Source organism: Roseibium salinum, from assembly GCF_026240905.1.
GTDB lineage: Bacteria > Pseudomonadota > Alphaproteobacteria > Rhizobiales > Stappiaceae > Roseibium > Roseibium salinum.
This window is the reverse complement of the sequence record NZ_JAPEVI010000003.1, coordinates 4,566,557-4,585,903: the sequence shown is the minus strand read 5'-3', so window position 1 is coordinate 4,585,903 and position 19,347 is coordinate 4,566,557. Positions and strand designations below refer to the sequence as shown.

The 19,347-nt window shown below is 61.7% G+C and carries 25 protein-coding genes; 6 read left to right on the top strand and 19 right to left on the bottom strand.

Going from position 1 to position 19,347, the window contains the following annotated elements:
* Positions 1–33 precede the first annotated feature (33 nt).
* The 3 genes from ON753_RS25865 (at position 34) to groL (ending at position 2,743) form a co-directional block, all read left to right on the top strand.
* Positions 34–186: a hypothetical protein gene (locus ON753_RS25865; RefSeq protein ID WP_265966886.1), complete on the top strand. Its 153-nt coding sequence runs from the start codon at positions 34–36 to the stop codon at positions 184–186.
* 557 nt (positions 187–743) lie between these two features.
* Complete coding sequence (locus tag ON753_RS25860; protein ID WP_265966885.1) at positions 744–1,061, top strand: co-chaperone GroES; 318 nt, start codon at positions 744–746, stop codon at positions 1,059–1,061.
* 47 nt (positions 1,062–1,108) lie between these two features.
* Positions 1,109–2,743 (top strand): chaperonin GroEL, encoded by a 1,635-nt coding sequence (gene groL, locus ON753_RS25855; RefSeq protein ID WP_265966884.1) that lies wholly within the window; start codon positions 1,109–1,111, stop codon positions 2,741–2,743.
* Between the two features lie 45 nt (positions 2,744–2,788).
* Here groL and ON753_RS25850 read toward each other — a convergent pair whose 3' ends face one another.
* From ON753_RS25850 to ON753_RS25785, 14 genes are all read right to left on the bottom strand, one after another.
* On the bottom strand, positions 2,789–2,974 hold the full coding sequence (locus ON753_RS25850; RefSeq protein ID WP_265966883.1) for a hypothetical protein: 186 nt from the start codon (positions 2,972–2,974) through the stop codon (positions 2,789–2,791).
* A gap of 44 nt (positions 2,975–3,018) precedes the next feature.
* A complete protein-coding gene (locus ON753_RS25845) occupies positions 3,019–3,306 on the bottom strand; it encodes a copper-binding protein (protein WP_265966882.1) in 288 nt (95 codons plus the stop codon).
* A 39-nt stretch (positions 3,307–3,345) separates the two neighbouring features.
* Positions 3,346–4,740: a multicopper oxidase family protein gene (locus ON753_RS25840; protein ID WP_265966881.1), complete on the bottom strand. Its 1,395-nt coding sequence runs from the start codon at positions 4,738–4,740 to the stop codon at positions 3,346–3,348.
* 13 nt (positions 4,741–4,753) lie between these two features.
* The gene (locus ON753_RS25835) at positions 4,754–6,274 is read right to left on the bottom strand and encodes a TolC family protein (RefSeq protein WP_265966880.1); all 1,521 of its coding nucleotides are present in this window, start codon (positions 6,272–6,274) and stop codon (positions 4,754–4,756) included.
* A 315-nt stretch (positions 6,275–6,589) separates the two neighbouring features.
* On the bottom strand, positions 6,590–7,021 hold the full coding sequence (locus ON753_RS25830) for a hypothetical protein (RefSeq protein ID WP_265966879.1): 432 nt from the start codon (positions 7,019–7,021) through the stop codon (positions 6,590–6,592).
* Positions 7,022–7,207: 186 nt separating this feature from the next.
* Entirely contained in the window at positions 7,208–7,708 is a 501-nt protein-coding gene (locus ON753_RS25825; RefSeq protein WP_265966878.1) for a c-type cytochrome, read from the bottom strand.
* Positions 7,705–8,373 carry a L,D-transpeptidase gene (locus tag ON753_RS25820; protein WP_265966877.1) on the bottom strand — a complete coding sequence of 223 codons (669 nt, stop codon included), beginning with the start codon at positions 8,371–8,373 and terminating at the stop codon, positions 7,705–7,707. Before ON753_RS25820 ends, ON753_RS25825 begins: the two co-directional genes overlap by 4 nt.
* Positions 8,374–8,380: 7 nt before the next feature.
* Positions 8,381–8,845, bottom strand: coding sequence for a DUF411 domain-containing protein (locus ON753_RS25815; protein WP_265966876.1), 465 nt, complete (start codon positions 8,843–8,845; stop codon positions 8,381–8,383).
* Complete coding sequence (locus ON753_RS25810) at positions 8,838–9,143, bottom strand: hypothetical protein (protein WP_265966875.1); 306 nt, start codon at positions 9,141–9,143, stop codon at positions 8,838–8,840. The genes ON753_RS25815 and ON753_RS25810 overlap by 8 nt, the downstream gene beginning before the upstream one ends.
* 132 nt (positions 9,144–9,275) lie before the next feature.
* Complete coding sequence (locus ON753_RS25805; RefSeq protein WP_265966874.1) at positions 9,276–9,629, bottom strand: hypothetical protein; 354 nt, start codon at positions 9,627–9,629, stop codon at positions 9,276–9,278.
* A gap of 169 nt (positions 9,630–9,798) precedes the next feature.
* Positions 9,799–10,689: a c-type cytochrome gene (locus ON753_RS25800; protein WP_265966873.1), complete on the bottom strand. Its 891-nt coding sequence runs from the start codon at positions 10,687–10,689 to the stop codon at positions 9,799–9,801.
* Between the two features lie 4 nt (positions 10,690–10,693).
* Positions 10,694–11,299, bottom strand: a complete 606-nt coding sequence (locus ON753_RS25795) for a c-type cytochrome (protein WP_265966872.1) — start codon at positions 11,297–11,299, stop codon at positions 10,694–10,696.
* A gap of 53 nt (positions 11,300–11,352) precedes the next feature.
* Positions 11,353–11,676 carry a hypothetical protein gene (locus ON753_RS25790; protein ID WP_265966870.1) on the bottom strand — a complete coding sequence of 108 codons (324 nt, stop codon included), beginning with the start codon at positions 11,674–11,676 and terminating at the stop codon, positions 11,353–11,355.
* Positions 11,677–11,881: 205 nt separating this feature from the next.
* Positions 11,882–12,565 carry an FMN-dependent NADH-azoreductase gene (locus tag ON753_RS25785; protein ID WP_265966869.1) on the bottom strand — a complete coding sequence of 228 codons (684 nt, stop codon included), beginning with the start codon at positions 12,563–12,565 and terminating at the stop codon, positions 11,882–11,884.
* A 148-nt stretch (positions 12,566–12,713) separates the two neighbouring features.
* Here ON753_RS25785 and gcvA point away from each other — a divergent pair, with 148 nt between their 5' ends.
* Positions 12,714–13,601, top strand: a complete 888-nt coding sequence (gene gcvA, locus ON753_RS25780; RefSeq protein WP_265966868.1) for a transcriptional regulator GcvA — start codon at positions 12,714–12,716, stop codon at positions 13,599–13,601.
* 152 nt (positions 13,602–13,753) lie between these two features.
* Here the strand turns inward: gcvA and ON753_RS25775 are convergent, their stop codons facing one another.
* A complete protein-coding gene (locus ON753_RS25775; protein WP_265966867.1) occupies positions 13,754–13,975 on the bottom strand; it encodes a dodecin in 222 nt (73 codons plus the stop codon).
* Between the two features lie 312 nt (positions 13,976–14,287).
* On the opposite strand from ON753_RS25775, the gene ON753_RS25770 reads away from it, so the two are divergent.
* Both ON753_RS25770 and ON753_RS25765 read left to right on the top strand, forming a co-directional pair.
* The gene (locus ON753_RS25770; protein WP_265966866.1) at positions 14,288–15,730 is read left to right on the top strand and encodes an NfeD family protein; all 1,443 of its coding nucleotides are present in this window, start codon (positions 14,288–14,290) and stop codon (positions 15,728–15,730) included.
* Between the two features lie 2 nt (positions 15,731–15,732).
* Positions 15,733–16,509 (top strand): slipin family protein, encoded by a 777-nt coding sequence (locus ON753_RS25765; protein WP_265966865.1) that lies wholly within the window; start codon positions 15,733–15,735, stop codon positions 16,507–16,509.
* 40 nt (positions 16,510–16,549) lie between these two features.
* On the opposite strand, the gene ON753_RS25760 is transcribed toward ON753_RS25765, so the two are convergent.
* The 4 genes from ON753_RS25760 to ON753_RS25745 form a co-directional block, all read right to left on the bottom strand.
* On the bottom strand, positions 16,550–17,578 hold the full coding sequence (locus tag ON753_RS25760) for a fatty acid desaturase (protein WP_265966864.1): 1,029 nt from the start codon (positions 17,576–17,578) through the stop codon (positions 16,550–16,552).
* Positions 17,579–17,643: 65 nt separating this feature from the next.
* Positions 17,644–17,871, bottom strand: coding sequence for a hypothetical protein (locus ON753_RS25755; protein WP_265966863.1), 228 nt, complete (start codon positions 17,869–17,871; stop codon positions 17,644–17,646).
* 116 nt (positions 17,872–17,987) lie between these two features.
* A complete protein-coding gene (locus ON753_RS25750) occupies positions 17,988–18,197 on the bottom strand; it encodes a cold-shock protein (RefSeq protein ID WP_265966862.1) in 210 nt (69 codons plus the stop codon).
* A gap of 606 nt (positions 18,198–18,803) precedes the next feature.
* Positions 18,804–19,247: a pseudoazurin gene (locus tag ON753_RS25745; protein ID WP_265966861.1), complete on the bottom strand. Its 444-nt coding sequence runs from the start codon at positions 19,245–19,247 to the stop codon at positions 18,804–18,806.
* Positions 19,248–19,347: the final 100 nt, after the last annotated feature.

Below are 19,347 nucleotides of genomic sequence, written 5' to 3'. Positions count from 1 at the left end.
TTAGAGATCGGTCGGATCGATCGGCGCCATCTGATGTGTGTGAATGTTCAAGCCGGTGACCGGCAGGTGAATAAAGGCGCCAGGCCGTCGCCGCGCACGGCGGGAGAAGCCCCCGGTCGGTTCCCCGTTCCGGTCGACGCGATCGTCGCCGTCAGGCTGCGCGGCGTCGAAGCCAAGGTTCCGTAATACTGAGGAGATCCAACCAGTAAGGTCTGCGTGGTGCGTGTTGTCACTGACAAGATGTCTCCGCAGGAGCACGCGGATGCGTTTCTCGCATGGGCTGCATCCGAACCTGCACGAATTCCCAGGCCGCCAGTACATCCGTGGTCAGCGCCGGGCTCAATCCAGTGTTCGAACGGGCTGCATGCACGACGAATCGGGGCGATGCATTCGTTATCGAGAATTCGGTGGAGAATGGCGGGTCGAAGTCTCTGACACCGCGAAAGCCAAATCGGCCAAATCAACGTTGACTACATATACGCTTCAAACTTGATCGAAACAAGGCACGTTCCCGCTTTATTTATTAAGCCAGGAAAAATCCGCTGGATTATTTGAGAGGAAAAGGTCGAGCCGCGAGAAAAACAACCCGGCCGGTAGGGGAAATACGGGAGATCGGCGGAATACGGCCGGAATTTATATTTTTAGCAGCCGATAATTTATTTTGGCAGTCCTATCATTCGACTGCCAAAGACGCTATATTCTCAATGTGGTCGCCCTACACGCCGACCTCAGAAAGAACATTCATGAAATTCCGTCCCCTCCACGATCGCGTCGTCGTTCGACGCGCGGAAGGCGATCTGACGTCCAAGGGCGGCATCATCATACCCGACACAGCCAGGGAACGGCCCCAGCAGGGCGAAGTGCTCGCAATCGGCCCCGGTTCGCGTGACGAGAGCGGGAACCTGACCCCTCTCGACGTCAAGCCAGGCGATACGATCCTGTTCGGCCAATGGTCCGGCACGGAAGTCCGGATCGATGGCGAAGACCTTCTGATCATGACCGAAGCCGACATCATGGGCGTTGTCGAGAAGACCGAGGCGACCACCACAAAAGCCGCCTGACCGTCTCTCTCCAATCCTGTATCTCAATCCCGTACTGGACGAACATCATGTCTGCCAAGGAAATCAAATTCTCCACCGATGCGCGCGACCGAATGCTACGCGGCGTCGAACTGCTCAATAACGCCGTCAAGGTAACGCTTGGCCCCAAGGGCCGTAACGTCCTCATCGACAGGTCCTTTGGCGCGCCCCGCATCACCAAGGATGGCGTCACCGTCGCCAAGGAAATCGAGCTTGCCGACAAGTTCGAGAATATGGGCGCGCGGATCGTGCGCGAGGTGGCTTCGAAAACCAACGAGCTGGCCGGTGACGGCACGACCACCGCGACCGTGCTGGCCGCATCGATCCTGCGCGAGGGCACCAAGCTCGTCGCCGCCGGAATGAACCCCATGGACCTGAAGCGCGGCATCGACCTCGGCGTCGCCGCCGTCGTCAAGGAAATCCAGGCGCGGGCAACCAAGGTCAACTCTTCCGGCGAGATCGCGCAGGTCGGCACCATCGCCGCCAATGGCGACGCAACCGTCGGCGAGATGATCGCCAGGGCGATGGAAAAGGTCGGCAACGAGGGCGTGATCACGGTCGAGGAAGCCAAGACGGCGGAGACCGAACTCGACGTCGTCGAGGGCATGCAGTTCGACCGCGGCTATCTCTCGCCCTACTTCGTCACCAATCCCGAGAAGATGCGCGTGGAGCTCGAGGATCCCTACATCCTCCTTCACGAAAAGAAGCTCGGCAATCTGCAGGCCATTTTGCCGATCCTGGAAGCAGTGGTGCAGAGCGGCAGTCCGTTGTTGATCATCTCCGAGGACGTCGAGGGTGAGGCGCTGGCGACGCTGGTCGTCAACAAGCTGCGCGGCGGACTGAAGGTCGCAGCCGTAAAGGCTCCGGGCTTCGGCGATCGCCGCAAGGCCATGCTGGAGGACATCGCGGTGCTGACGGCAGGTCAGGTGATCTCCGATAACCTCGGCATCAAGCTCGAGAATGTCACGCTCGACATGCTCGGGCGGGCCAAGCGCGTGGTCATCGAGAAGGATACGACCACGGTGATTGATGGCGCGGGGGAAAAGACCGAGATCGCCGCCCGGATCAGCCAGATCAAGGCGCAGATCGAGGAAACGACCTCGGACTACGACAAGGAGAAGCTCCAGGAACGCCTGGCCAAGCTCTCCGGCGGCGTCGCGGTGATCCGCGTCGGCGGTGCGACCGAAACCGAGGTCAAGGAACGGAAGGACCGCATCGACGATGCGCTCAACGCCACCCGTGCCGCGGTCGAGGAAGGCATCGTTCCGGGCGGCGGAGTGGCACTGCTGCGCGCCACCGCTGTCCTGGCCAGCCTGAACGGGGGCAATGCCGACGTCGCGGCGGGTATCTCGATCGTGCTCAGGGCGCTCGAAGCGCCGATCCGTCAGATTGCCGCAAATGCCGGCGTCGAAGGCTCGGTCGTCGTCAGCAAGCTGACAGGCAGCAAGGACCACACCCTGGGCTTCGACGCCCAGACGGAAACCTATGTCGACATGATCAAGGCCGGCATTGTCGATCCGGCCAAGGTGGTGCGGACCGCTCTGCAGGACGCCGCTTCGATCGCCGCCCTGCTGATCACCGCCGAGGCGATGGTCGTCGAGATCCCGCCGAAGGATTCGGCCATGGCCGGCAACGGCGGCGGCATGGGCGGAATGGGATACTGAGCAATCCCGCGGCCATTAGTTTGCCCGCGGACGAAAAGCCGATCTTCAACGGCAACCTGGATGGAACATTTCCGGCAGGCTGGTCGTGCGGATGATGCTGCCGTCCGCGGAATGATCAGCAGCGCCTTGCCGGCCTGGCTGTCCAACTGAGGGGCCGGCCAGGCCGAGACGCTCGCGGCCGAACTTGAAGTACATGGCGGCGGCGAACATGAACGCCGCCGCCAATTCCAAGGCTTCCCGGTACCAGGTGCGGGGAAACATCGCGTCCCGGCGGGTTACTCGTTGATTTCGATCACGGTCAGATTGCCGTTGACGCGATCGGCCGCAAACTCGATTTCCTGTCCTTCCTGAACGCTCTCCAGCATGGCCTCATCCGCGACGCGGAAGACCATGGTCATGGCCGGCATGTCGAGATTCTTGAGCTCTTCATGGATGATGGTGACCTTTTTGCTCTTAAGGTCGATCTTCTTCACCGTGCCCTTGGTAAGGTCCGCCGCGACGGCGACGGCCGGGATTGAAATGCTCAGGATGGCGGCAGCCATCAGTCCTGCAAACTTGTTCATCTTTCACTCCTTGCTTTCAGTTTTTCGCTTGGGTTTGAGTTATTTGTGTCCGGAATGACCGTCATGGCCGCTGCTTCGCGCAGAACTGCCTGACGAAGGGACGTCCGTTCCGGGCCCACTCGCCCGGCTGAAATCCGGCAGTTCCCCGGTCCATTCCCAGGCCTGTGTGCCGGGCGGGTTTTCGTACCAGCCCGGGTCGCTGTAATCGCCGGCCGAAATCCCCTCGCGCACCTTCACCACCGAGAACATGCCGCCCATTTCCAGCGGGCCGTGCGGCCCCCATCCGGCCATCATGGGAACGGTGTTGTCGGGAAGCGGCATCGACATTTCCGCCATCTCCGCCATGCCCGTGCTGCCCATGGGCATGAATTCCGGCTGCAGGAGACGGATCTTTCGGGTCACCGCGGATTTGTCGACGCCGATAAAGGTCGGCACGTCGTGGCCCATGGCATTCATCGTGTGATGGGACTTGTGGCAATGGATCGCCCAGTCGCCGACATGGACGGCGTCGAATTCGTAGGCCCGCATCGCGCCGACCGGAATGTCGATGGTCACTTCCGGCCAGCGCGCTTCCGGACGCACCCAGCCGCCATCGGTGCAGGTCACCTCGAAGTCGTACCCGTGCATGTGGATGGGATGATTGGTCATGGTCAGGTTTCCCACCCGCACCCGCACCCGGTCGTTCTTCGAGACGACCAGCGGGTCGATACTCGGAAAGATCCGGCTGTTCCACGTCCAGAGGTTGAAATCGGTCATGGTCATGATCTTCGGCACATAGGAGCCGGGATCTATGTCGAACGCATTGAGCATGATGAGGAAGTCTCGGTCGACCGGCATGAAGGCCGAATCCCTGGGATGCACGATGAAGAAGCCCATCATGCCCATTGCCATCTGGACCATCTCATCGGCATGCGGGTGATACATGAAGGTGCCCGACTTCACGAGATCGAACTCGTAGACATAGGTCTTGCCGGGCGGGATGCCCGGATGGGACAGACCGCCGACACCGTCCATGCCCGAGGGCAGGATCAGACCGTGCCAGTGAACGGAGGTGTGCTCCGGTAACTTGTTGGTCACGAAGACACGGACGCGGTCGCCTTCGACGGCCTCGATCGTGGGTCCGATCGACTGGCCGTTATAGCCCCACAAATAGGCGGTCATGTCGTCGGCAAGTGCGCGTTCCACCGGTTCGGCCACCAGGTGAAACTCCTTCACGCCGTTGTTCATCCGGAACGGAAGGGTCCAGCCGTTGAGGGTCACGACGGGATTGTACGGCGCGCCCGTTGCCGGCGCGGAAGGAGCCTGCGTGGCAGGACTGTCCATCACGGCCGCCTCCGGCAAGCCCATATTGGCGGTCTTCGACCAGGCTCCCGTGGAGACGAGCGCGGCACCGCCGGCCGCCCCGGCACCCAACAACTGGCGTCTGTTCATCATCGGTCGGTTTCCTTCAAAAGAAGTCATCAGTGGCCTCCCCGCCCGCGTCGGCCATCATTGCCGGCCCGCCGGGACTGGCGCTGTTCCGTGCGCCGCCGCCATGGATGGCCGCTGCCAGGTCCGCTTCCGCGACCCAGAAGTTCTTCCTGGCGTTTGCCGCCATCAGCAGCGTGTTGATCCTCGCCCTGGTATCGGCGAGCAGGTCGAATGTGCTGGTGATCATGCCGTTGTAGGTCAGGAGGGATTCCTCCTCGATCGCCTTGCGCAGCGGCAACACGGCGTCGCGGTAATGGCGGGCGATTTCGTGGGTCGACCTGTATGCGGTATAGGCCGAACGGGCCTCGGAGCGGATGTTGACCGCCTTTTCCGCCAGCCGGTTAGCCGCCTGCAGGTAGGCGAATTCGCCCTTTCGCATCCTGGCCCTGCCGCTGTCGAAAATCGGAATGGCGAATTCCAGCTCGATCTGCGGCGTGGCGATGGTCTTTTCCGATTTCTCTTCATGCAGTTCCGAGCCGTCCAGCTCGTATTCGGTCTCGATTTCCCGTTCCGCCTCGATCCCGACAGTCAGTTCCAGGTCGGACACGTAGCGGGTCGCCTCGGTCAGCCGGTACTGTCTTGCGACTGCCTCCAGTTCCAGCCGGGCGACCTGCAGGTCGATCCGGCTGCGCAGGGCATCCGTCTCGATTCCAGGCAAGTTGCGAAGCGCTCCGGGAAGCGGGGGAAGACTGTCGGGGACGAAATAATCCACATCCTGGCCCCACAGGCCCATCAGCCGCGTGAGCCTTTCCTTGGCCAGGCGCGCTTGCAGCCGCGCTTCTGCCTTCTGACCGGTGAGTTCGGCAAAGAACGCATGCTCGCGCGCCTGCCCGGCCTTCGGCAGAGCCCCGGTTTCCCCGAGTTTCTGTGCAAGCTCGGACGCGGCATCGGCAGCTGCCTGGGCCTGGTTGAGATAGGCGACGGTCTCGAAGGCCGACACGGCATCGATCCAGGCACGGCGCGTCTGCGCGGCCAGCGCCAGCGTGTCTTCGATCGCCGTTGCCTGGGCCTGACGGAACCGTGTATCGGCAATATCGACCCGCCGTTTCTGCGTCATCAGGGACAGGATATTGGCGACGATTATGCTTTCCACGGCCCGCAAGGCCCCCACTTCCGGGTGAGCAAGACCGAGAAGGCCGACCGACACGACCGGGTTTTCCAGCATTGTCTGCTGCCAGGCTTCCGCCGCGCTCAGTCCCAGCCCCGCATAGGAGGCCTGCAGGCCGCGATTGTTCAGAAGCGCCACCTGAACCGCTGTATCGGCACTGATGACCTTCTTGTGCACGAGGGACTGCACGCGGTCGGCCGTCTGCCGTGCTTGTTCGGCGTTCTGTATCCACACCGTTTCCTTTTGGCCCGACGCCGCTGCGGTGCCGCTCGCGACCGTCTGAAAGCCCGGATACTGATCGGAATAGGCGGCGATCTGTTCCTGCGACACACAACCGGCCAGCAGCACGGCCGTGGTCAGAACAACGCCGATAGCGCGAAGTTTCCTCATGAGCCGCCTCCGTTTGCTGGTGCGCGGTCGTCATTCAGTTGCCGCCATGACTGGGGATCGACCGCAAGCCTCGCTTTGTAGCCATCCGTTACCGGGGCAGGATGAAGCGCGCGTACCGCAACGGACGGGTCGTCAGGCGCGGGCGCAAGCCCGAGCGTCGGCAAGGGAGTCGCCGAGGTGCAAGCGCCAAGCACCAGGGGTGCAAGGGCCGCAAGAAGCCGGATTTTCATTGAATCTCACTGATCTGAACATGCTCGAACACATCGCATGCCTGTGCGATATGCGGTGATGCGCTGCAAGGCAGCCGGGGTCAGATCAATGTTCGGGTGGATGCTCGAGGCGAACGGTCGCCGCGCTCAACAGAGCGTCTGCAGCCATGCTGTAGAAAGGGGAAACATTCCACCCGCGAACGTCGGGCTGATGAAGCATCGCCAGGTCGGCGAAACACGAGGGTGGACAACAATTGTCCACCGCCGCATGCGCGAGTGACTTGTTTGCGTTGCGCTGGCAATCGGGTGCCGCGGCTCCCGCTTCGAATTCCATATGATGCGCCGGATGCGCCGACATTTCACCGGTTTCCACGGATGTGTTTTCCGCCAGAACGAGGGTATGCGCGAGCGCCGTCGTTCCCGGCAGAACGCTTCCGAGCAGAAAAACCGCGGCAAAAATAACCTGGAGCAGATTACGCAGGGGGCAACCTTTCAAGAAGCAACGGATTTCTGTGCCTATGCGCGCCGTTGCCGGCAAGTGACGTATGTGTGATCGCCAGAAATTTTGTCAATACTGAGCGCTATGATCAGCCGAACACTGTGGCGAATATCAGGCCCATCGGCCCCCTGGAACTCGGCATTCGCTCTCGCGATCTTTTACCATCAGCTTTGTCAGCCGTTGCTGCCGGATCGAAACCGCCTCGTGCCGGCGGCCCCGTCTCGCTCACTGCCCCTTGTTCCGTGCCCGGGCGTTCATCATATCGTGCCGCTCACGGATCTCGTCCGGCCACTGGGCCTTGATCCAGGAAAGGGCGGCGGCGATGTCGTCATCCGATAGTGTGCCCTCGAAGGCAGGCATGTTGGACTTGAAGTCTTGGAGGCCCACAGCCCTGGCCGTACCGAACTTGGTGATCCGGAAGAGCAGTTCATCCGGATGGTGCCAGGTGTGGCCGGTTTCATCGTGAGGCGGTGCCGGCAGGGTGCCATCCGGATTGGCCGACTGCCAATCCGGTTCGCCCTGCAGGTCGGCACCGTGGCACGAGGCGCAGTTTTGAGCGTAGACCGCCGCCCCCTGCCTGACGAGTTCCGCATCGTCCGGGCGAAGAACCATGCCGATAGGCTGGTCCGGGACTATGTTCCTGTCGGCAACATAGAAACCCAGGCCAGCGGCCACGACCACAAGCGCACCGGCAGTCAGCAGTCCGGTCTTGCGCGCCCTGGTCATGACAGGACGACAATCGGCGAGCCGGCAGGCACCCGTCCGTATAAATCGATGATGTCCTGGTTCATCAGCCGCACGCAGCCACTGGAGACGGCGCTGCCGATCGTCCAGTATTCGCCGGTGCCGTGGACCCGGTAGAGGGTGTCCTTGCTTCCCTGGAAGATATAGAGCGCCCTGGCCCCGAGCGGGTTGTCCAGCCCCGGCGGCATTCCGCCGTTCCGCCAGCTCCACTTTTCGAGTTCGGGCTGACGCTCGATCATTTCGTCCGGCGGGGTCCATTTGGGCCACGCAGCCTTGCGGGCGATCCGTGCCCGGCCCGACCACTCGAAGCCGGCACGTCCGAGCCCGACGCCGTAGCGCATGGCCCTGCCGTTCTCCTGAACGAGGTAGAGGTAGTAGTTCGGGGTATCGACCACCAGCGTGCCGACCGGTTCGGGTGTCGGATAGTCCACCTGCTGGCGATAAAACCGCGGCGGCACCTTTTTCAGGTTGATCGCCGGAAGCGGAAAGCGCTCTTCCGGCATCGCCCGGTACATGGCGAGATAGGCCGGATCCTGAGAAGGCGGAAGCGGCTCGGGGGCTGTGTTGCCGGTAACGCAACCGCTGACGGCGAGCCCCGCAAGGCTCGCCGTCCCGGCAAGAAAGGTTCTTCTTGTAAAGTCAGTCATCGAACGGTTATTGACCCTTCGTCATGTACGGCTGGGGAGTGTCGCCCGGCTTTGAGCCGAGGGCATAGACCGTATATTCGGCATCCGGATCCTCTCCCATGCCCAGGGAGCCCATCGGCATTCCAGGAACGGCAATGCCGTGAATGTCCGGACGTTCGGACATCATCTTGTCGATGGCCTCCAGCGGCACATGGCCCTCGATGATGTATTTCCGGTCATCGCCGATCACCGCCGTATGGCAGGCCTGCATGTCGTCGGGGACACCGGCCTGTGTCTTGATGGCCGAAAGGTCTTCCATGTCTTCGACAACGACCTTGTATCCGGCCGCTTCGACGGCTTGGGTCCACACTTCGCAACAGCCGCACAAGGGCGACTTGTAGACGGTGACGGTCTTGTCCTCTTCGGCAAACGTGGCCGATGACAGCGACAGAAAGCCGCCAAGCGCGATCAGCGCCATAGTCCGGTTAGTCATTTTTCTGATCCTGTTTTGTATGGGAGTGGCACGACTTGCCCATGAAGCGGTGCATGACGAAATGCAGGCCGACGCAGCCGAGCATCGGAACGGCCAGCAGAAGCGTATCGGCAAGGGATTGTCCAGCCGGCGCGCTGGCGATCAGGATGCCCGTGCCGACCACCATGAGGGCGCAGCAGGCCATCATGAACAGATTGTGCCCGGTTACCGGTTTTCGAATTGCCGGACCGGTGGTCCGGTCCGGCTGGATGTCCGGTACCGAAGCCCGGATAGGAGTTGTACTTTCATGGAGGCTCATTGAGCGTTCACCTTCCGTTTCGAGATGAACGATCCTGGAACCGCCAGGCGGCAATTGCTGGATAACACCGTTCATCCTGTCCAAATCACTGATCGAACCGGAGCCTTCGAGGCGAAGTTCCGGCGAGGCGGATCAGACGTGTTTTGGAGGGCGAACGTGCGGGGCCGTTTTCACAGAGGTACGAACGTGCAGCGGCAGCGTTTCGAGCGTTGTCCCGACCAGGACCTGATGGGCGACGCTGTCGACATAATAGGAAAGACAGTCGGCGCTACAGGAGAATGTTTTTGCAATCGAACCCGCCTTGCCGGACTTCTCGCAGCATTTGGCATGATGCGAAAAGGCGGCGTCCACCATATCTGGCGCGCCCTGGCCAACCGACATCGCCTGCTCGCTCACGGTGGTGTCTTTATGCGCATTGCTGAACGCAGCGGCCGTTTGGACCCCTGCAAACAGGACAATCAGAAATGCGATGAACAGGCTGCGCATGAAAGCTTCAGTACCTTACAATCTTTGGCAAATCCATACCGGAAACTACACAGGCACGTGATCGTCCAACCGGTTTCTTCCCTCGGCAGCGCCCCGCTCCCGAAGCAAAACCGGCGCCACAGAACTTGCGGCGCCGGTTGCCGTCATTCGGCCTCCGGCGGTCTCGGCGTTATCCGCCATTCTCCAGCAGGAACGTCGCAACGGCTTCCCGGTCTTCGTCTGACAGAAACGCGGTGCCGTCACGCACCACTTCCCCCATCGTCCCGCCGAAAACGTCGCCATCCGGCGTGATGCCGGTCTGCAGTGCGTATTTCAGCGACGCGATGGTCCAGCCGTTTTGCTTCAGGGTTTCGCTGGTGATCGGTGGTGACTTGCCGCCGTCGGGCAGACCCTCGGCCCCGTGAAACGCGAATTGCACCTGCCGGGCTCCCAGGGCATTGCGCGGCGTGTGGCACGCGCCGCAATGGGCGGGACCTTCCACAATGAACTTGCCGCGGTTCCATTTCTCCGATTTTTCGGGATCGGGAACAAACGGCGTTTCCTCGAGATAGGCCGCCCGCCAGAGTTTCAGCCCTTCCCGGATCCCGAACGGAAAGCTGAGGTCATGGTCCACCGACGGTTCTCCGGCCGGCGGCACCGTCTGGAATGCGGCCCAGAGGTCGGCGATGTCCTGGTCGGACAGCTTTGCGTAGAACGGATAGGGAAAGGCCGGATAGTACGGCTTGCCGTCCGGGGAGATGCCATGGCGCACGGCCCTGGCAAAGTCGTCGAGCGACCAGTCGCCTATGCCCTTTTCCGGATCGGTCGTCAGATTTGGCGAATAAAAGGTGCCAAATCCGGTATCGAGCGCAAGACCGCCCGCCAGGGGCGCGCCGCCTTGCTCTCCATTGGTGTGGCAACCGATGCATCCAGCCATACGGGCCAGATACGCGCCGCGGCCCGGATCACCGGTCAGCGACGGCATGTCCGTTTCAAGATCGATCGGCTGGTACATCACAGCCGCGCCGCTCGCCGATGCGACAACAACGGCGAGACAAAGGAACAGCAACAGTTTTTTCATGCCGTCACTGCTTCTCGATCCGGAACTTCGTGTGACATGCCGAACAGGTCTGCACCGTCATGTTGAAGACGGCATCGGCAGGCATTTGGGCGAGATCGGCAACATCCATTTCAGCCGGGGCGTTGCCCATCATCATGGAGCCGTTACCCGTCATGCCGCCGCCCATCATCGTGCCGGAACCGGTCATCATATCGGCTTGGCCGTCCGGGGCCCCGGGAGTGCCGCCGGCCATCAGGCCATTGTCCGCAGCCGCCTCCAGGCCTTCGGCGAAGGTGCCCAGTTGGTCCGCCAGGTTCGAAAACGTCTGCCAGTCGCTCCAGATAGCCGGTTTGGCCTCGGAGACCTCCTGAAGGCTGCCTTCGGGAAAAAGGTCGGTCAGGGCATCTCCCGAATGAGAGCGAATAACCGCGGCGCCCTTGCGGACAGCCGCCGGGTCATAGGTGGTTTCGCCGCGCATCATGGCCGACAGGCTTTTGACGACGTCCCCCATCATCTTCATCTTTTCCATGCGCTCCATCACGACACCTGTGGCACCGGAATGGGCGACCGCAAAGGTCGAGAGACCGGAAATGCCAAGCGCAATTCCGGCAATGAATGCTGTTTTCTTCATGCAGTTTATCCTCTTGATTTCGGTGAAGGGCGGCATGCCGCCTCATGCGAAGCTCAAGAGGTCGTCTTGGGAGGTGGCAACTCGAAGGGGGCGTCGGCCTGCCTTATCGTGCCGTCTTCGCCCGGCGAGACTTCCAGCGTCTTACGGCGGAGAGGCAAACGGCATTCCATCGCCAGGGACAGGATCGAAGCGCCGCAGTGAAGGTCCGCCTTGTCGACCGTATCGGCAGTGCCGTCGGCATGCACGTGCGAACCCTGCGCAGGTTTGGAACTCGCGGCGGCATGAACATGCATATCGTCGGCATGTGTATATATGCCGCCGGACAGCACAAGCATGAAAACCGAAAGATATGCCAGCAGTCTGACAATACGAATCATAAGCAAACCCTACTGCATATTTCGCGGAGAATTAACCGGACTTTGTGACGGAAACGTGGGTATCTGAAATTTCGCCATTTCCCTGCATCGAGTGCCGGCGCAACACTTGCGGCGGGCCCCCGAAGGCGGCAGGAGCGATGCGGCCGGATGCATGGTCCGCCGAGCCAGCGGACCAGCACCGCAGCCGCCGCGACGGCCGGCGTGCTCAGGCTGCCTTCGACAACCCACTTCCCAGGTGTTGCACCAGGGCTTCAACGTCCCGCTCGGCCGACCTGATCGAGGCCTGCAGGCGTTCGTCCGCGAACTCGTCATACTCGATCGCGACGGAATGAACGTCCGTGACGCCGAGATAGGCGAAGGGCGTCCTGACGCCCGGCTCGACATGGTTCTGGTCTTCCAGACGTTCTCCGGGACCGTAACCGTAGTCGCCGCGCGCGGACAGGATGACCAGCGTCTTGCCGGCGGGCACCATCGGCCAGTAGGGAACGCCCTGGCGATTGCGGTCGAAGCCGAAGGTTCGCCCGACCCGGACGATGTTGTCGATATAGGCCTTGAACTGGGCGGGCGGTCCGAAGTTGTACATGGGCACCCCCGCCACAATGACGTCGGCTCTCAACAGTTCGTCGACCAGCCTGTCGCTCTCTTCAAGCTCCGCGTTCATCCAGGGTTCGCGCTCCTCCGGCTTGGTAAAAGCCGCGTGGATCCACTCCCCGGTCACCGGCTTGGGAGGATTGATCCCCACATCCCGGTAGATGATCTCATCATCCGGACGGATGGATCTCCACTTGTCCACGAAGGTTCTCGTCAGCCTACGGCTGTGGGAACCGAAACGATGCTCGTCGGACCCGCCGGAACGGGCACTGGAATCGATGTGAAGGATGGTTGCCACAGATTGTCTCCGTCATTTCTGTCGTAAATTGAGATGATTCATATTCATTTGTCGACAATCGGCGCCGTTGTCGTTAGGTAAATTTAGAGCCGCCTATGCAGCCATTCAAAATCGAATTCCTCAACTGACAGATGACCAGAATTCATCCATGCTCCAACTCCCTCCCCTCACCTCCCTCCGTGCGTTCGAATCCGCGGCACGCCACCTGAGTTTCAAACGCGCCGCCGACGAACTCGGCGTCACGCCGACCGCGATCAGTCACCAGATCAGGCTTCTGGAAGAGACGCTCGGCGGGAAGCTGTTTGAACGGCAGCCGCGCAAGGTGGCTTTGACGGAAATCGGATTGCAGCTCTATCCGGTGTGCCGTGAGGCATTTTCGTCAATGAGTGATGCCGTCGCCGCCGTGATGGGAAAGACGCAGCAACGCGCCGTGACGGTGACGTCGACCACGGCCTTCTCGGCCGGATGGCTCGTGCCCCGTATCGGCCGCTTCACCGCGGCCAACCCCGGCATCACCTTGAGGATTCATCCTTGCGAAACGGTGGTCGACTTGCAGCGGGGCGTGGCGGATTGCGCCATTCGCTATGGCGGCGCACCCTTTGCCGGCCTGGTCGCCGAACCCCTGTTCGATGACAGCTTCGCCCCGATCTGCAGCCCGGGCCTCAACATCCGGATGCCGGAGGACCTGAAGCACCACACGCTGCTGCACTCGGAGTGGCGCCTGCAGAACGAGTTCACGCCGTCCTGGCGGAAATGGTGCAAGATCGCCGGCGTGAGGGACGTCGACACCCGCGCCGGCACTGTGCTCACGGACGAGAGCCACGTCATCCAGGCCACGATCGCCGGACAGGGGATCGCGCTGCTGAGCACGGTTCTTGTGCAGGACGAACTGCGCCGCGGCCTGCTTGTTCAACCCTTCGGGCCCGCCCTGGAGGGGCTCGGCTATCATTTCGTTTTCCCGAAAACCGCCACCGGCAACCCCGGCATCCGGGCAGTTCGAGACTGGCTTTTCAGCGAAACGAACACCGGCGCCTAGGGTATGGCCCCATAAAATTGAACGGCTTGAGCCCTGGATCGCTAGGCCGGCGTCACGGATGCCGCTCCGCATGGCTCGCCTCCTGGGCCGCGGAGTCCGACGGACCGTGGCGGCACCACCGCCCGGCCATATACGGCCCAATCGGCCGGCAGTCAGTCCGATGAGCCCCTGTCGAGGCGGAAGCCGAGCTTGACGCCGACCTGGAAGTGACCGACCGAGCCGTCACTGTTCACGTGGCCGCGAATTTCCGTCACCTCGAACCATTCGAGCTTGCGAATGCTCTTGCTGGCGGTGCTGACGGCGTTCCGGATCGCGTCGTCGATCGATTCCGTCGACGAGCCATAGATTTCCGTAACCGGATAGACGTGATCCATTTTTGTCTCCCTTGCGCGTCTGCGTTCTCTCCACCTCTCCCGGCGAGGGTCTGCAGGATGGTCGTGCAGATCTCCCGTCCGTGGAAGTTGACGATTGCCCGTTCAACTCGCGGCAGGGGTGTCGATCGATCCTGACACAAGGAACGCGGCTTGTCAGGTCGGGTTCCGTCGCGGGTTCGCGTCGGCCCGGTGGATCGAGCCGGCCGGATCCCTTTGCCGGATGCAACGTTGCCGCCTGCTCGGGGCAGCGGCGAGCGGCTGGGTTGTTGAACGCCGCTCCCGGAGCCCTATAATTCCCTCAGGGAGATGAATGTGAGAGTTCTCAACCGATTGCGCCGTCTCGTTGCGGCGGCCGTGGCCCTGACTACTGCGGTCGGGCTGCCGGCGGCGGCGCAGAAGACCGACATTTCCGGAAAAGGTTCGGTCGTGCTTATGGCGGCGATCGAAGGGCCTATCGGTCCTGCGACGGTGAGGCATGTCGGCAGGGCTATCGGCCTGGCCGAAGAGCGCGGTGCCCCCGCCCTCGTGCTGCGGCTCAACACTCCCGGCGGTCTCGCGGACTCCATGCGCGAGATCATCTCGCAGGTGCTCGCCTCCCCCGTTCCGGTGATCGGATATGTCGCCCCGGCCGGTGCACACGCCGCCAGCGCGGGGACTTACATTCTCTATGCCACGCATGTTGCGGCCATGGCTCCGGCCACGAACCTGGGCGCCGCCACACCGGTGCAACTCGGCGGCTCGCCGGACACGGTTCCCGGCGGGGACGGCGATAAAAACGACAGACCGGCGGGGGACCGGTCCCCGGACAAGGGAGGCTCCGGGCGCAACACGGACCTGATGGGGTCTGAACAGGCCATGTCGGCCAAGATGACCAACGATTCCGTGGCGCTGATCCGAAGTCTGGCCAGGTTGCGCGGCCGCAATGCCGATTGGGCCGAGCGCGCGGTCCGCGAGGCTGCCAGCCTCCCGGCCACTGAAGCGCTGGAAATGGATGTCATCGACGTCGTCGCCCGCGACGTCGACGAACTCCTGGACGCTGCCGACGGACGGATGGTGGAGATCGGCCGAACCAGCCATAAGCTCACAGTCGCGGGCCTGCCGGTCGAGCGCATCGACATGACCACGACCACGCAGATCCTGAGCTTGCTCTCCAATCCGAACGTTGCGCTGATCCTGATGATGATCGGCGTCTACGGGCTGATCTTCGAATTCTGGAACCCGGGCTCCGTAGGCCCCGGCGTGATCGGCGCAATCAGCCTGACGCTCGGCCTATACGCACTCAACATGCTGCCCTTCAGCTATGCCGGACTTGCCCTGATCGGGCTCGGCGTCGCCTTCATGGTCGTAGAGGCACTGACACCGACGGTCGGCGTGGTCGGCATCGGCGGTCTGGTGGCCTTCATAATCGGAGCTTCTATGCTCGTCGACACCGACGCGCCGGGTTTCCAGATCTCCTGGTGGCTGATCGGCACGCTGGCCGTCATCAGCGGCGCGGTGCTGGTGCTGGTGCTGGGAGCAGCCCTGCGCTCATATCGCCACAAACCGGTCAGCGGACAGGCGCGGATGATCGGCGCACCGGCGGACGTGCTCGAATGGCAGGGAAGCGAGGGCTATGTCTGGGCGGAAGGCGAGCGGTGGCACGCGGCAGGTGCCGAAGACCTGTGCGCCGGCCAGACAGTGCAGGTTCGCAACGTCAACGGGCTCACGTTGGTCGTCAACGCCGATCACGACGCACAGCCAGAAAGAGAGCACTAGCCATGCAACCACTGATCTTCAACTCGATCATCCCGCTGCTTGCCGCGGCGTTCGTGATCTTCGTGCTTTTCTACGCCATATACATCTTCCGTGAATATGAACGTGGGGTGGTCTTCACGCTCGGCCGGTTCACGCGGGTGAGCGGGCCGGGCTTCGTGCTGCTGATTCCATTCGTCCAGCAGGTCGTGCGGACCGATCTGCGCATGTTCGTCGAGGACGTTCCCAGCCAGGACGTGATCAGCCGCGACAACGTCTCGGTGAAGGTCAATGCGGTGATCTACTTCCGCATCATCGATCCCCAGCGTGCGATCATCAATGTCGCGGACTTCGCCGCAGCAGTCAGCCAGTTGTCGCAGACGACACTTCGCTCGGTGCTCGGAAAGCATGAGCTGGACGAGATGCTGGCCGAGCGCGACAAGCTGAATGCCGATATTCAGGAGATCCTCGACCGTCAGACCGACGCCTGGGGCATCAAGGTCGCCAATGTGGAAATCAAGCACGTCGACATCGATGAAAGCATGGTCCGGGCGATCGCCAAGCAGGCCGAGGCCGAGCGGTTGCGGCGGGCCCGCGTGATCAACGCGGAAGGCGAGCAGCAGGCCGCGGCCAAGCTGGTGGAGGCCGGCGAGATGCTTTCCCATCAGCCGAATGCGATGAAGCTGCGCTACTTCACGGCGCTCAGCGACATTGCAACCGACAAGACCAATACGATCGTGTTTCCCCTGCCGCTCGACCTTTTGCCGGATGCAACCCGCAAACCCGGCAAGAAGCCCGCGTGACCTCGTGAGGCGGGGTCACCCGCGAGACAGGAGGCCCGGGTTACCTGGTCGCCAGTTCCTCGCGGAACGAGATGAGGCGCCTGTCGCCCTCGTCCCACAGAACGAGCTTCACGCATTTCAGGCTTTCCAGCAGCGTGATGCGGCTGGTGTGTTTCAGTTCCGGATAGTCCCTGAGCACTTCAGGCAAACGGTAGAACGGGATCTTGGCCGCCAGGTGATGTACGTGGTGGATGCCGATATTCCCGGACAGCCAGCGGAGCGGCAGCGGCAGGTCATAGTGTGAACTGCCGTGAAGCGCGGCATGCTGAAAACTCCAGTCGTCGGCCGTCGACCAATGTGTGTCTTCGAACTGATGCTGCACGTAGAAAAGCCAGACCCCGGCCGTTGCCGCCATCAAGGTGATCGGCACCTGCACCAGCAGGAACGGCACGAGGCCGACGAGCCAGATCATGGCGGCTACCGGCAGAACGATGCCGATATTGGTGGCGATCGTCGAGACCCAGGGCTGAGCTCCGGCCCGCATGAGACCGAAGGGCAAGCGGTACTGGCAGAGGAACAGCCAGGCCGGCCCGACGCCGAACATGATCAGCGGATGACGGTAGAGCCGGTAGCGGATGCGCCCCCAGCGCGACAGGGCGCGGTATTCGGAAACCGTGAGCGTATCGACGTCGCCGATGCCCCGCCGGTCCAGATTGCCCGCAGAGGCGTGATGGACGGCATGGGTGCGGCGCCAGTAGTCGTAGGGCGTCAGCGTGATGACCCCGAGGACACGGCCGATCCAGTCATTGAGACGGCGATGGGCAAAAAGCGTCCCGTGGCCGCAGTCATGCTGCAGGATGAACAGGCGAACCAGAAAGCCTGCCGCGGGGATTGTCAGCACAAGCCCCCAGTATTCTCCATACAGGACAGCGGCCGCGGAAGCGGCCCACAAGAAGACGAACGGGAGAACTGTTGCCGCGATTTCGATGGTGCTGCGCACCGGATTCGGCTGTCGGTACTGTGCGAGTGCCTGTGTCCAGGACCGCGTATCGTTCACTACCTGAGCGTTGGTAGCCGCATGAGTTGTCACATTCGTTCCAGTATGAAGAGTAGTCGGTTCAGATATTTGAGAGCAGCCTGTCAGCCAGTGCGGATTCAGATTTTCGATCTCGTGGCGGTTTTCGTCTTGCGGGCAGCGCGTTTCGCGGGCGCCGGCTCCGGCTGGGTATCTTCCATCGCAAGGCGCGCGGCTCTCAGCCTCTGCGTCTTGGCATCGCGGATGTCAGCTTCGGTCTGCTGAAGCTCCTGCGAAATGCGCTTGGTTGTCTCAGCCTTGGATTCCGCAGTTTCCCGCCGCGGGCGGATGGATTTGTCGGAAGACATGACAGTCGCTCCTTTCAAGCTGCTGAAAGCAAAAAAGGCCGGGAAACTCCCGACCTTTCCTCTCATCCCGTGGGTCCATGCCAGTACATCCGTGGTCACGGACCGGGATGAGAAACTTACGCTTCCTGAAGGTTGTCCGCGCTGGACTTGCCAGAACGACGGTCCTGGACAACTTCAAAGCTGACCTTCTGGCCTTCGACCAGCGAGCGCATGCCTGCGCGTTCAACAGCGGAAATGTGAACGAATACGTCAGCAGCGCCGTCTTCAGGTTGAATGAAGCCAAAGCCTTTGTTGGCGTTGAAGAACTTTACGGTTCCAATGGTCATAACGATTTCCTTTCAATCGGTCATGAGAGAGTGCCCGCCAGACACTGTGTGGGGCGAAGCGGTTAGGTCGACGTTGATAGGGAAAATCGTTGAGAACGCGGTAGCGCAGTCACAAAGTTCGTCAAACAATATCGATGATCGGTAAATAGTATAAGACCTTGTCCAAAACAAGGCCGCTCGCAAAACATTTTTCGCTTTTTGCTTAATCGATTCATGAACAAGAGAAAAGACCTGCCTTCCGCGACCGGGAAACCAGTATTCCCGGCGGAAAACCAAGAAGAGTCGCGGTCGGACCGGGAGCTCTGAACGGGGAAAATGCGCCGCCACGATGCCGGTCCAAGGCACCCGAACGGTCGTGTGCCGGCATGGGCGGACAGGCGGTGACCCGATCCGCTGCCTGGCGGATGAAGAGATGCGCGCCGGCAAAAAGGGCAACACCTTCGCGCGGTGCGTGAATCCCGGCCTGCCGAAGAACCGTCCTCTGCCGACTTGTTTGCCTCGCCCCCTCCTGCGGAGGCGGGCCGAAGGCCCGTCTCGACGCATGGACTGGTGGATACGGTCCATACCCTGCGACGTGAGCGGGCCCACAGCCTGCGTTTCCAATCCTTACCTGGAGGCGACGACCAGCCCGAAAAGATCTGCGAAGGCGGTCTTGGCCTTGCCCGGCTGCTTCACGGTCTGGGCCGCATCGAGGTTCACCGGCTCGCCGACCTTGATCAGAGCGACCATCCCCATGGCATAGTGAGGCTTGCACCTGACGCCATAGACGCCTTCCTGATCAAAGGTGACCACGAATTCTTCGTTGTACTTGCTTTTGAACGGCTCGGCCCCGTCCGGGATCATTCCCTTGATCGTCTCGGCATTGTGGCCCTTGTCCGTCGGCAGGAAGCGAACCGTATCGCCGGGCTTGATCTCGATGAGGCTCGGCTCGAACACCATGGCGCCGGCTTCGCCCCGGTTCAGCATCTTCACCTGAACTTCGTCGGCCATTGCGGAGGTGGAAACGGCCATCGCGCAACCCAGGGCAAGGGTGGAGAGAAACTTTTTCATGATCTTTCCTTTCTTCGTGCACAGTGCTGTTGCACTGCGGGAAAGATAGGCCCGGCGCCGGCACGCTTCTTTGTGCTGGGACAAAGAACGGTTAGGTTGG